Here is an 11,960-nt window from a genome sequence, read left to right as displayed (position 1 = left end):
GACCTGGCCGAGCGGGACTCCTCGGTCCTCACCCAGCAGCTTCTGCAGCGGCTGCTGGAGAACCCGCCCCGGCGACCGCCCTGATCAGCGACCACCCGTAGGGTGAACCCGTGGAGGTCCTGACGACTGCCGGGTTGGTGCGCGGCTTCTGGCGCGGCCCGTCCGCGGCGTTCCTCGGGATTCCCTTCGCCGAACCGCCGGTCGGCCCGCTGCGGTTCGCCGCACCGGTCCCGCACCGGCCCTGGGACGGGGTCCGGGACGCCACCTCGTACGGCGCCACCGCCCAGCGCGGCGGGGACGGCGGGGTCTCGCTCGTCCCCGAGCCGTCCTACCCGGGCGAGTCGACGCTCAACGTCAACGTCTTCACCCCGACGCCCGGCGGACCTCCCGAGCTGCCCGTCCTCGTCTACATCCACGGTGGCGGCTTCGTGTCCGGCTCGCCGTCGAGCCCCTGGTACGACGGTGTGGCGTTCAACCGCGACGGCGTCGTCACCGTGTCGGTCTCCTACCGGCTCGGCTTCGAGGGCTTCGGCTGGGTAGACGGCGCCACGAACAACCGAGCAGTGCTCGACTGGATCCTGGCCCTCGAGTGGGTCCGCGACAACGTCGCGGCCTTCGGGGGCGACGCGGCCCGGGTCACCATCTCGGGCCAGTCGGCCGGCGGCGGGGCCGTCCTCACGCTGCTGGGCATGCACCAGACCCAGGGCCTCTTCGCCCGGGCCCACTCGATGTCCGGGGTCTGCGCCGACATCCCGCTCGCGAAGGCCGAGGCGACCGGCCGCGCCATCGCCCGTCAGGCCGGGGTGGACCCGACCCTCGCGGGGTTCTCGTCGCTGACCGAGGAGCAGCTCCGCCACGCCCAGGACGCGGTCTCGTCAGCCGCGGGCAACGGCGGCCCCCTCGGCATGCTCAAGGGCATGCTCGACGACCGGCTGCCCTTCGGGCCCGTCATCGACGGCGAGCTCGTCACTCGGCCGGTGCTGGATGCCTTCGCGGCCGGGGTCGGCGGCGACAAGCCGCTCCTGTTCGGCACCACCGAGGACGAGTTCACCTTCATCTTCACCGAGGCCCGCAGCAAGCTGCGCTTCATCCCGGCCGCGCTCCTGCTGGCGCGCATCGGGGTGCCCTCCGCGGTCCGACACACCTGGCTCGACGCCAACCCCGGCCCGCGAGCCGCAGGCACCGCCGAGACCATCGGGCGCTACGTCACGGACCGGGTCTTCCGCGCCCCCATCCTGCGACTCGCAAAGGTGCGGGCCGGGCACGCCGACGCCCCGACGTGGCTCACGACCTTCACCTGGCGCTCCCCCACCCGCGGGCTGGCCCTGCACTGCATCGACGTGCCGTTCGTCTTCGACACCCTCGACGCGGAGCGGGTGGCCGCGCTCGCCGGCCCGAACCCTCCCGAGGAGCTGGCCCGCGAGCTGCACTCGGACGTGGTCGAGTTCGTCCAGAGTGGTTCGGCACCGTGGCCCGCCTTCGAGCCAGGCAGCGCCACGGCGAAGCGCTACGACGTGCCCCCGTCGATCGTGGAACACGGCTACGAGTCGGTCCGCGCGCTGCTGTGACCCGAAGCCACGGGCGAGAGTGTTTGTCGCCGGACCGGATCCGGCGTTGGATCAGGACATGACCCGGCCCTCTGCAGCCAGCGACCTCGACATCGCCCGCGCGGCGACCCTCCGGCCGATGGACGAGGTCGCCGCCGAGCTCGGCATCGGCCCCGAGCACCTCGAGCCGTACGGGCGCGACGTCGCCAAGATCGACCTGGCGGTGCTCGACGAGCCGACCGAGCACCATACGGCCAAGTACGTCGTCGTCACGGCCATCACCCCGACCCCCCTCGGCGAGGGCAAGACCACCACCGTGGTCGGGCTGGGGCAGGCGCTGGGGCGGCGCGGAGAGCGTGCCGTCGTGACGCTGCGGCAGCCGTCGATGGGCCCGACGTTCGGGATCAAGGGCGGCGCGGCCGGCGGCGGCTACAGCCAGGTGGTCCCCATGGAGCGGCTCAACCTGCACCTGACCGGCGACTTCCACGCCGTCACCGCCGCGCACAACCTGCTCGCGGCCATGGTCGACAACCACCTGCACCACGGCAACCGGCTCGGCATCGACCCACGCAACATCACCTGGCGGCGGGTCCTGGACGTCAACGACCGGGCGCTGCGCCACGTCGTCATCGGGCTCGGGGCCCGCGCCGACGGGGTGCCGCGCGAGACCAGCTTCGACATCACCGCGGCGAGCGAGGTCATGGTGCTGCTCACCCTCGCCACCTCCCTCGCCGACCTGCGCCGACGGCTCGGCCGGATCGTCATCGGCTACACCAACGAGGGGCGGGGCGTCACCGCCGAGGACCTCGGCGCCGCCGGAGCGATGGCCGTCATCCTGCGCGACGCGCTCAAACCCAACCTCATGCAGACGCTCGAGGGCGGGCCGGCCGTCGTGCACTGCGGGCCGTTCGGCAACATCGCCACCGGCACCTCCTCGGTGATGGCGGACCTGGTCGCGATGCGGCGGGCCGACTACGTCGTCACCGAGGCCGGGTTCGGGGCCGACATGGGCGCCGAGCGCTTCTTCGACGTCAAGTGCCGGGTGGGCGGGCTGGTTCCCGACGCAGCGGTCGTCGTCGCGACCATCCGGGCCCTGAAGGCCCACTCCGGCCGCTTCCGGATCCGCCCGGGCCGGCCGCTGCCCGAGGAGCTGCTGGCCGAGTCACCCGACGACGTGGGCGCCGGCATCCCCAACCTCGAGCAGCACATCGCGATCATCCGCCGGTTCGGCATCGAGCCGGTGGTCGCGGTCAACGCCTTCCCCGAGGACCACCCGAGCGAGCACGACGTCGTGGCCGCCGCCTGCGAGCGGCTCGGCGTGCGCTGCGCGGTCACCCGCCACGTGGCCGAGGGCGGCGCCGGCGCCGAGGAGCTCGCCGAGGTCGTCATGGAGGCGTGCGAGCAGCCCAGCCACTTCCAGTTCCTCTACCCGCTGGGGCTGCCGCTCGCCGAGAAGATCGAGCGCATCGCCACGCAGGTGTACGGCGCCGACGGGGTCGACCTCTCCCCCGGCGCCGCGAAGGCGCTGCGGGAGTACGAGGAGCTCGGCTTCGGCACCCTGCCCGTCGTCATCGCCAAGACGCACCTGTCACTCTCGTCCGACCCGAAGCTGCTGGGCGCTCCGCGCGGCTGGCGGATGCCGGTGCGCGAGGTGCGCGCCGCGGCCGGGGCCGGTTACGTCTACGCGATCTGCGGCGAGATGAGCACGATGCCCGGCCTCCCCACCGCACCGAACGCCGAGCGCATCGACATCACCGCGGACGGCGGCATCGTGGGCCTGTCCTGACCATCAAGGACGTATGCCGCCCACCTCCCTCCCGCCGGGCCGACCCGTCGGGTCGGCGCGGCGCCACCGTTCACCATTCGCGGTAGATCTCCGAGCGGTGCCCCCAACCCGATCGCGACGATGACCAGCTCCGCGTCCCGGATCTCGACGACGACCCGCCAGTCGCCGACCCGGTAACGCCAGTAGCCGGCACGGGTGGCACTGAGGCCCTTACCCCGGTCGCGTGGGTCGTCGAGCTCGCACACCTCGTCGAGGTAGGCCCTGACCCGACGCAGGACGGCGCGGTCCGCTCGGCGTGCGGCCCGGTCGAACTGCGATGAGGTCTGCAGCTGCCATCGGCTCACAAGCCGAGCTCGTCCCACAGCTCTTCGGCCGGTCGGCTGTGACGGTCGGACTCCTCCCAGTCCCGGGTGACCGAATCTGCCCAGGACCGCTCCTCCAAGTCGTCAAGGTGCTCGTGGATCGCTTCACGTACGTAGAACGTCTTCGAACGTCCCGTCCGCTGCGCCAGCCGCTCCAGTCGAGCCTCGTCCTCAGGCGTGAGCCGGATCGATATCGCCATGCCGTCACCTCCTGCTACACAAGGATCGCATCCCGGTCGACAACACGATCGGCCGCGGTGGTCGGCGGCTCAGCCGGAGTGCCGGTCGCGCACGCCCGGTGTGGTGCAGACCAGGTGTGCGACCAGCGCGGTCCAGCCGGTCTGGTGCGAGGCGCCCAGCCCCGTCCCGGTGTCGCCGTGGAAGTACTCGCTGAAGGTCGGGTGGTCGCGCCACAGCGGGCCGTCGCGCATGTCGCGCGGGTCGCTGGGCCGGTGCCCGTCCGGGCCGGGCCGGAAGAGCGCGACCAGCCGGCGCTCGATCTCGTCGGCGACCTCGACGAGGGTGCAGTGCCGGCCCGATCCGGTCGGGCACTCGACCCGGAAGTCGTCGCCCAGCGCCCGGCCGTGCTCGCGCAATGCGTCGACCAGCAGCGCGTTGATCGGGAACCACACCGGCCCGCGCCAGTTCGAGTTGCCGCCGAACAGGCCGGTGCGCGACTCGCCGGGCTCGTAGTCGATGTAGAGCCGCTGGTCGCCGACCTGCTGTTCGTAGGAGCACGACGCGGACAGCGACCGGATCCCGTGGGGCGAGAGGAACTCCGTCTCGTCGAGCAGGTAGCGACAGAGGCGGGTGAGCCGCTCCGGGTCGACGACGCGCAGGACGCGGTAGGCGTCGCTCGCCTCGGCCGGGGGCACCAGTGCGTCGACCAGGTCGGGCCGGTGCCGGTCGAACCAGGCCAGCGTGCGCATCACCTCGGGCAGCCGCTCGGGCACCCACGCCGGGATCGTGCTCACGGCCAGCAGCGGCAGCAGCCCAACGAGCGAGCGGACCCGCATCTGCTGGCACGAACCGCCGGGCAGCACGAGCGCGTCGTAGAAGAACCCGTCGTCGTCGTTCCAGAGGCGTACCCCGTCGCGGCCGGGCTTCTCGAGGGCTTCGGCGATCGCGCAGAACCGCTCGATGAACGTCGTGGCCAGGTCGCCCCACGCCGGGTCGTGGTAGGCCAGCTCGAGGCTGATCCGCATCAGCCAGGCGCTGTAGCACGCCATCCAGCTCGTCGCGTCGGACTGCTCGAGCCGCCAGCCCGGCGGCACCCCCCGGGAGCGGTCGAACAGGCCGATGTTGTCCATGCCGAGGAACCCGCCGGAGAACAGGTTCGAGCCGTCGGGGTCCTTGCGGTTCAGCCACCAGGAGAAGTTCAGCAGCAGCTTGGCCAGCACGCGCAGCAGGAAGTCCTGGTCACGGCGGCCGTCGATGACGTAGACCCGCCACGCGGCCCAGGCGTGCACCGGCGGGTTGACGTCGGAGAAGGACCACTCGTAGGCCGGCAGCGACCCGTCCGGGTGCTGCGCCCACTCCCGGGTCAGCAGCAGCAGCTGCTGCTTGGCGAGCTCCGGATAGACGTGCGCGACGGTCACACAGTGGAACGCCAGGTCCCACGTCGCGAACCACGGGTACTCCCACTCGTCCGGCATCGAGATGACGTCGGCGAGCGCGATGTTGCCCCAGTCGACGTTGCGGGCACCGAGCTGCCTGCGCGCCTCCGGTGGCGGCGGCTCACCGGGGTCACCCTCGAGCCACTCGCTGACCGAGTAGCGGTAGTGCTGCTGGCACCACATCAGCCCGGCGAACGCCCGCCGCGCCACCTGCCGGTCGATCTCGTCGACCCCGGCCGGGATGACCGCGTCGTAGAACTCGTCGGCCTCCCGCCGCCGGGCTGCCAGCACCGCGTCGAAGCCGTCGCCGAACGCGGGCTCGGTGGCGTCCGGGCGACGCAGCCGCAGCCGCAGCGTGGCCGACCCGCCGGCCGCGACCGCGGGCACGGCGAGCTCGATGCCGACCTTGGTGCCGGTGTGCTGCGGGTTGGTCCCGGCGAAGTCACCGTGCACGACGGCGCGGTTCACCCCGTCCTTCGGGTATGGCGTCCGGCTGGCGACCCCCCACAGGGCTTCGGCGTTGGACTCGTTGTCGCAGAACAGGACTCGTGCCGAGGCGTCCTCGACCTCGAGGACGAGGTCGCCGAGGAAGCCGTGCCGGGCCAGGATGCGAGGCACCTCGCCCGGGGCGCTGTCGAGCCGCAGACCGGCCTTGCGCTGGTCCCGGCCCCAGGACCAGGTGTTGCGGAACCACAGCTGCGGCACCAGGTGCAGCGGCGCCGGGTCGGGGCCGTGGTTGGTCGCGGTGATCTCGACCAGGACGTCGTCGGGTGAGGCCTTGGCGTGCACCACCCGGACGTCGAAGAACCGGTCCTGCTCGAGGACCCCCGTGTCGCGCAGCTCGTACTCGGCCACGTCGCGACTCCGCCGGGCGTTCTCGGCGAGCAGGGCGGCATACGGGAAGGCGGCCTGCGGGTAGCGGTAGACCATCTCGGCGTACGAGTGCGAGGGGGTGGCATCGACGTGCCACCAGTACTCCTTGGCGTCCTCGCCGTGGTTGCCCTCGTGGTTGGTCAGGCCGAACAGGCGCTCCTTGAGCCGGTCGTCGCGCTCGTTCCAGAGGGCGAGCGCGAGGCAGAGGAAGCCGTGCCGGTCGGTCAGCCCGGCGATGCCGTCCTCGCCCCAGCGGTAGGCCCGCAGGTGGGCGTGGTCGAAGGGCAGGTAGGTCCAGGCGTCACCGTCCGCGGAGTAGTCCTCGCGGACGGTCCCCCACTGGCGTCCGGACAGGTACGGGCCCCACAGCCGCCAGTCGGTGCGGCCGGTGTCGGTGTCCGCGAGCCGGCGGTGCTCGACGGTGTCGTCGCTGGCTGGGCTCACGCGACGATGTACTCCGAGAGGTCGGCCTCGATCGCCGGGGTCACCTTGGCCCGCAGCCGGGTGCCGGCGGCCACGTGCTCGCTCTGCAGCACCTGGGCCTCCCGGTGCAGCCGCGAGACCAGGTCGCCGCGGTCGTACGGGACCAGCAGGTCGACCTCGATGTCGGGCCTGGGCAGCTCGGCGGCGACCAGCTCGCGCAGCGCCTCGATCCCCTCGCCGGTGCGGGCCGAGACCGCGACGGAGTGCTTCTCGTGGCGCCGGATCCGGTCGAGCACCGCCGGGTCGGCGATGTCGGCCTTGTTGACGACGACGACCTCCCGGATGGCGTCGCCGCCGACCTGCGCGAGCACCTCGCGCACCGCGGAGATCTGGCCCTCGGGGTCGGGGTGCGAGCCGTCGACGACGTGCAGCAGCAGGTCGGCGTCGCCGACCTCCTCCAGCGTCGAGCGGAACGCCTCGACGAGCTGGTGCGGCAGGCTGCGGACGAACCCGACCGTGTCGGTCAGGGTGTAGACCCGTCCGTCGGGGGTCTCGGCGCGGCGCACGGTCGGGTCGAGCGTGGCGAAGAGCTGGTTCTGGACGAGGACGCCGGCACCGGTAAGCCGGTTCAGCAGCGAGCTCTTGCCGGCGTTGGTGTAGCCGGCGATCGCGACGCTCGGGACGCCGCCGGCCCGCCGGCCGTGGCGCTTGGTGTCACGCACGGTCTTCATCGCCCGGATGTCGCGGCGCAGCCTCGCGATGCGGGTGTTGATGCGCCGCCGGTCCAGCTCGATCTTGGTCTCGCCGGGGCCGCGCGAGCCGATGCCCTCGCCGCCGGCGACCCGACCACCGGCCTGCCTGGACATCGAGTCGCCCCAGCCACGCAGGCGCGGCAGGAGGTACTGCAGCTGGGCCAGCTCGACCTGGGCCTTGCCCTCGCGGCTCTTGGCGTGCTGGGCGAAGATGTCGAGGATCAGGGCGGTGCGATCGATGACCTTGACCTTGACGACGTCCTCGAGCGCCCGTCGCTGGCTGGGCGCGAGCTCGCCGTCGCACACGACGGTGTCGGCGCCCTCGGCGAACACGATGTCGCGCAGCTCCTGCGCCTTGCCCTTGCCGAGGTAGGTCGCCGGGTCGGGCCGCTGGCGGCGCTGGATCACCCCGTCGAGGACCGTCGAGCCGGCCGTCTCGGCCAGGGCGGCCAGCTCGCGCAGCGAGTTCTCGGCGTCCGCGAGGCTGCCCTCGCACCACAGCCCGGCCAGCACGACGCGCTCGAGGCGCAGCTGCCGGTACTCGACCTCGCTGACGTCGGTCAGCTCGGTCGACAGGCCGCCGACCCGGCGCAGCGCGGCACGTTCCTCGCGCTCGAGCTGGGCGCCGTCGTAGTCGGATGCCGCTGGGCCGGCGGCCGGTGTCTCCGGGGCCAGCGCCGCGGCGTGGGTCGCGAGCAGGTCGCTGCCGGTCAGGTGATCTGTCGTCATGTTCCTCCCATCGTCCCATGGCGAGAACACGGACAGCCACCCGTTTGTGCCGCGCGCCGCGGCTTGCGCCGCCTCGTCCGGGCTCCGGTTACGGTTGGGGTCTGATGACCGAGCAGCCGGACCACTACTTCCGCGCCGACCCGGCCGTGCCCGACGAGCGGCGGCAGGTCCACGTGACCCTCGACGGCCACCACCTCACGGTCACGACGGCGCGCGGCGTCTACTCCCCCGGTCGGCTCGACCCGGGCACCGGGGTCCTGCTCCGGGGCGCACCCGACCCCAGCCCGACGGGTGACCTGCTCGACCTGGGCTGCGGCTGGGGGCCGATCGCCCTGGCCCTGGGGTTGCGCTCCCCCGAGGCTCGGGTCTGGGCCGTCGACGTGAACCGGCGCGCTCTCGACCTGACCCGCACCAACGCCCGGTCGGCCGGGCTGCGCAACGTCCGCTGCTATGAGCCAGGGCAGGTGCCGGCCGACGTGCGTTTCGCGACGATCTGGTCCAACCCGCCGATCCACGCGGGCAAGCCGGCCCTCCACGCGCTCCTCGAGCAGTGGCTGCTCCGGCTGACGCCGGACGGACGAGCCCACCTCGTCGTGCAGAAGCACCTCGGGTCGGACTCGCTGGAACGATGGGTGAACGCGCAGGCCTGGGGCCTGGCCTGCCGTCGGCTCTCGTCGGCCAAGGGCTTCCGGATCCTTCAGGTCAGCCGCTCCTGACCGTTCGCGGCCCTCGGCGGGGTCGTTCGGCGAGGCTGGAGCGCGCCGGGCCGGCAGGCCACGGGCGTCGCGAGCCCGGGTGGGCGGCATACCTGCTCGGCGAGTGTCAGGACAGGTCGCCGGGCACGAGCGACCAGACGACCAGGTCGACCCGGCCCCCACGGACCCGCCCCGCGTTGCGGGCCAGGCCCTCGCGCACGAAGCCGGCGCGCTCGGCGGCGCGGTTCGAGGCGACGTTGCCGGTCGCGGCGTGCAGCTCGACCCGTTCGAGCCCCTGCTCGCGCAGCGCCCACTCGGCGAGCGTGCGGCAGGCCCGGGCGGCCAGGCCCTGACCGCGGGCCCAGGGCGCGACCCAGTAGCCGACCTCGGCGGTGGCCGCCTGCCAGTCGGTGTGCTTCAGGTCGATGCAGCCGTGCAGGCGGCCCCCGACCTCGATCCCGAAGACCACCCCGTCGCCGGACTCGCACTGTGCCGGCGCCACCTCGGTGACGAACCGCAGGGCGTCGGACGTGGTGTACGGGTCCGGCAGCGGCAGCCACGCCTGCGTCTGCTCGTCGGAGCAGGCCGCGACGATGTCGGGTGCGTCCGTGCTCCGCAGCGGCCGCAGTGTGAAGCCGCCACCGGTCGCGGGCGCACCGGCATATCCGCGCCCGGCGGTCACTGGTGGAACTCCCCGTCGGCGACCAGCTCGGCCGGGCCGGCCAGCTCGACCCGGCCACCGGGCAGCGGGGTGACCCTGAGCCGGCCGCCCGGCACGTCGACCAGCCACGGGCTCTCGTCCTCGACACCGGACCAGAAGCGGGTCGCCAGGGCCGCCGCCGCGGCGCCCGTGCCGCACGAGCGGGTCTCGCCCACGCCCCGCTCGTGCACGCGCATCTCGATCCGCCCCGGGCCCACCGGCCGGACGAACTCGACGTTCACGCCGCCCGGCTGGACCGGCTGCGTCTGCGGCGGCTCGGTCAGGTCGAGCGCGGCCAGGTCGATGCCGTCGGGCAGCATCACGACCGCGTGCGGGTTGCCGAGGTCGAGCGACAGCGCGGGCACCGGCTTGCCGTGCCGGGGCCGGACCATGATGTCGAAGCCGTCCCGCCGGGCCGCCGGCTCGTCGACGAGACGCCACGGACCGAGGTCGACGGCGAAGCCCTCCGCGGTGGTGCGGACGGTCTTGCGACCGGCGCGGGTGGCGATCTCGAAACGGTCGCCGCTGACCAGCCCCTCGCGCACGAGGTAGGCCGCGAACACCCGCGTCCCGTTGCCGCACATCTCGGCGAGCGAGCCGTCGGCATTGCGGTAGTCCATGAACCAGGCGGCCTGCCCGGCCTGCCCGCGCACGGCGGCCTCGGACGCGAGGCGCGTCGGAACGACGCGGATCACACCGTCACCGCCGAGCCCCGCGTGCCGGTCGGCCAGCCGCTGCACCTGCGCCGCCGTGAGCTCGAGCGTGCCGTCGAGGTCGGGCACCAGGACGAAGTCGTTCTCGGTGCCGTGGCCCTTGGTGAAGCGCGTCATGGCGCCCATTCTCCGGTATGCCGCCCACCACCCCTCGCAGCGTCCGGACGGCTGGTCTGCGTGGTTGCCCCGCGTACTGCGGCGAGGGCGGCCTCGACCAGCGCGTGCCGGTCCGGGTCGTCCGCCGAGAGCCAGGTCGTACGCGGGTCGGACCGGAACCACGACTCCTGGCGGCGGGCGAACCGCCGGGTGGCCTGCGCCGTGTCGGCGACGGCTTGCTCGTGAGTCGTCCGTCCGTCGAGCACGGCGATCGCCTGGGCGTACCCGATGGCCCGGCTCGCGGTGAAGCCGTCACGCAGGCCGTGCTCCAGCAGGTGGCGGACCTCGGCCAGCAGCCCGCCCGCGAACATTCCGGCCGCGCGTGCCGTGATCCGCACGTCGAGCGTCGCCCGAGGGACGCGCAGCCCCAGGATGACTGCGGGAGAGACGAGCTCGCGGTCGGGCAGGGTCGCGCTGAAGGGTCGACCGGTGAGCTCGATGACCTCGAGGGCCCGGACGATGCGGCGGGTGTTGCCCGGCTGGATGCGCTGGGCGGCCGCGGGGTCGAGCTCGCGCAGCTGCGCGAACAGCGCGGCCGTGCCGATCGTCTCGGCCCGCGCTTCGAGGGCGGCGCGCAGCCGGGGGTCCGTCGGTGGGATCTCGAGCCGGTCGAGCGCGGCGCGTACGTAGAGCCCCGACCCGCCGACGAGGATCGGTACCCGGCCCCGGCTGCGGATGACCTCGAAGTCGACGCGTGCGGCGCGCTGGTAGGCCGCGACGCTGGCCTCCTGCGTGACCTCGAGGACGTCGAGCTGGTGGTGCGGGACGCCTCGCCGCTGCTCGGGCGCCAGCTTCGCCGTGCCGATGTCCATGCCCCGGTAGAGCTGCATCGCGTCGGCGTTGACGACCTCGCCGTCCAGTCGCTCGGCGAGGTCGAGCGCGAGGCCCGACTTGCCGGTCGCCGTTGCTCCGACGACGGCGACGATCGGTGTGGTCACTCGACCTGGGCGGGTGCGTCGTGCCCGAAGGGGTCGGGGTCGACGCCCGGCAGCCAGGTCTGGCCGGGCCGGCCCCAGCCGTTGCGCTTGACCGCCTTGCGGGCCTTCTTGCCATACCGCTCGTCGAGCCGGTCGAGGTACAGCGTGCCGTTGAGGTGGTCGTACTCGTGCTGCATGCAGCGGGCGAACCAGCCGGTCGCGTCGAACTCGACCGTCGCCCGGTCCTGGTCGACCCCGACGACGTGGGCCCGCGCGGCCCGCTTGAGCGGGAACGACTCCCCCGGCACGGACAGGCAGCCCTCGCTGTCGTCGTGCGGGTCGGGCCGCTCCTGCGGCACCCGGGAGGTGGTCACGATCGGGTTGACGACGTGGCCGACCACGGGCACCCCGTCGTTGTTCTCCATCTTCCACACGAAGACCCGCAGGCCGACCCCGATCTGGGGTGCGGCCAGCCCCACCCCGTTGGCCGCCTCGTTGGTCTCGTGCATGTCCGCCACGAGCCGGCGCAGGGCCTCGTCGAAGTCGGTCACGTGTGCCGCGGTGCGATGCAGCACGGGGTCACCGGTGATGACGATGGGACGAACGGCCATGCCCGTCATCCAAGCACGCGCCGGAGCGCTCTCCCAAAGTCGCCCACGCCCCCTTCTCACCATCGAGCGTGCAGCAATCC

The 11,960-nt window shown here is 73.1% G+C and carries 11 protein-coding genes; 3 read left to right on the top strand and 8 right to left on the bottom strand.

The features are described 5' to 3' along the window. The first annotated feature begins 110 nt into the window (after positions 1-110). Together WMI84_RS13180 and WMI84_RS13175 are read left to right on the top strand one after the other, a co-directional pair. Positions 111-1,568, top strand: coding sequence for a carboxylesterase family protein (locus tag WMI84_RS13180; RefSeq protein WP_347353871.1), 1,458 nt, complete (start codon positions 111-113; stop codon positions 1,566-1,568). Positions 1,569-1,626: 58 nt separating this feature from the next. Next, the gene (locus tag WMI84_RS13175; RefSeq protein WP_347353869.1) at positions 1,627-3,333 is read left to right on the top strand and encodes a formate--tetrahydrofolate ligase; all 1,707 of its coding nucleotides are present in this window, start codon (positions 1,627-1,629) and stop codon (positions 3,331-3,333) included. Here WMI84_RS13175 and WMI84_RS13170 read toward each other — a convergent pair. The 4 genes from WMI84_RS13170 to hflX all read right to left on the bottom strand — a co-directional run bounded on the left by WMI84_RS13170 (position 3,228) and on the right by hflX (position 8,088). Next, complete coding sequence (locus WMI84_RS13170) at positions 3,228-3,677, bottom strand: type II toxin-antitoxin system RelE/ParE family toxin (protein ID WP_347353867.1); 450 nt, start codon at positions 3,675-3,677, stop codon at positions 3,228-3,230. The genes WMI84_RS13175 and WMI84_RS13170 overlap by 106 nt on opposite strands. After that, complete coding sequence (locus WMI84_RS13165; protein ID WP_347353865.1) at positions 3,674-3,895, bottom strand: DUF6290 family protein; 222 nt, start codon at positions 3,893-3,895, stop codon at positions 3,674-3,676. Before WMI84_RS13165 ends, WMI84_RS13170 begins: the two co-directional genes overlap by 4 nt. Before the next feature lie 69 nt (positions 3,896-3,964). Continuing rightward, a complete protein-coding gene (locus WMI84_RS13160; protein ID WP_347353863.1) occupies positions 3,965-6,628 on the bottom strand; it encodes a glucosidase in 2,664 nt (887 codons plus the stop codon). Continuing rightward, on the bottom strand, positions 6,625-8,088 hold the full coding sequence (gene hflX / locus WMI84_RS13155) for a GTPase HflX (protein WP_347353861.1): 1,464 nt from the start codon (positions 8,086-8,088) through the stop codon (positions 6,625-6,627). Before hflX ends, WMI84_RS13160 begins: the two co-directional genes overlap by 4 nt. 104 nt (positions 8,089-8,192) lie before the next feature. Here hflX and WMI84_RS13150 point away from each other — a divergent pair, with 104 nt between their 5' ends. Further along, entirely contained in the window at positions 8,193-8,804 is a 612-nt protein-coding gene (locus WMI84_RS13150; protein ID WP_347353859.1) for a methyltransferase, read from the top strand. A gap of 106 nt (positions 8,805-8,910) precedes the next feature. On the opposite strand, the gene WMI84_RS13145 is transcribed toward WMI84_RS13150, so the two are convergent. Genes WMI84_RS13145 through def form a run of 4 tightly spaced genes read right to left on the bottom strand, consistent with a single transcriptional unit; the run spans position 8,911 to position 11,880 of the window. Further along, positions 8,911-9,465 (bottom strand): GNAT family protein, encoded by a 555-nt coding sequence (locus WMI84_RS13145; protein ID WP_347353857.1) that lies wholly within the window; start codon positions 9,463-9,465, stop codon positions 8,911-8,913. Continuing rightward, positions 9,462-10,313 (bottom strand): diaminopimelate epimerase, encoded by an 852-nt coding sequence (dapF, locus tag WMI84_RS13140; RefSeq protein WP_347353855.1) that lies wholly within the window; start codon positions 10,311-10,313, stop codon positions 9,462-9,464. Before dapF ends, WMI84_RS13145 begins: the two co-directional genes overlap by 4 nt. Next, positions 10,310-11,290, bottom strand: a complete 981-nt coding sequence (gene miaA, locus WMI84_RS13135; protein ID WP_347353853.1) for a tRNA (adenosine(37)-N6)-dimethylallyltransferase MiaA — start codon at positions 11,288-11,290, stop codon at positions 10,310-10,312. Before miaA ends, dapF begins: the two co-directional genes overlap by 4 nt. Continuing rightward, positions 11,287-11,880 (bottom strand): peptide deformylase, encoded by a 594-nt coding sequence (gene def, locus WMI84_RS13130; RefSeq protein ID WP_347353851.1) that lies wholly within the window; start codon positions 11,878-11,880, stop codon positions 11,287-11,289. Before def ends, miaA begins: the two co-directional genes overlap by 4 nt. Positions 11,881-11,960: the final 80 nt, after the last annotated feature.

The sequence above is a fragment of the Intrasporangium sp. genome, from assembly GCF_039812505.1.
Lineage (GTDB): Bacteria > Actinomycetota > Actinomycetes > Actinomycetales > Dermatophilaceae > Intrasporangium_A.
This window is presented reverse-complemented; position numbering and strand designations above follow the sequence as displayed.

Excerpts from the sequence above, each read along its gene's own strand:
- WMI84_RS13150 (WP_347353859.1), top strand. The coding sequence starts at position 8,193 with ATGACCGAGCAGCCGGACCACTACTTCCGCGCCGACCCGGCCGTGCCC.
- WMI84_RS13165 (WP_347353865.1), bottom strand. The coding sequence starts at position 3,895 with ATGGCGATATCGATCCGGCTCACGCCTGAGGACGAGGCTCGACTGGAG.
- hflX (WP_347353861.1), bottom strand. The coding sequence starts at position 8,088 with ATGACGACAGATCACCTGACCGGCAGCGACCTGCTCGCGACCCACGCC.
- def (WP_347353851.1), bottom strand. The coding sequence starts at position 11,880 with ATGGCCGTTCGTCCCATCGTCATCACCGGTGACCCCGTGCTGCATCGC.
- WMI84_RS13175 (WP_347353869.1), top strand. The coding sequence starts at position 1,627 with ATGACCCGGCCCTCTGCAGCCAGCGACCTCGACATCGCCCGCGCGGCG.
- dapF (WP_347353855.1), bottom strand. The coding sequence starts at position 10,313 with ATGACGCGCTTCACCAAGGGCCACGGCACCGAGAACGACTTCGTCCTG.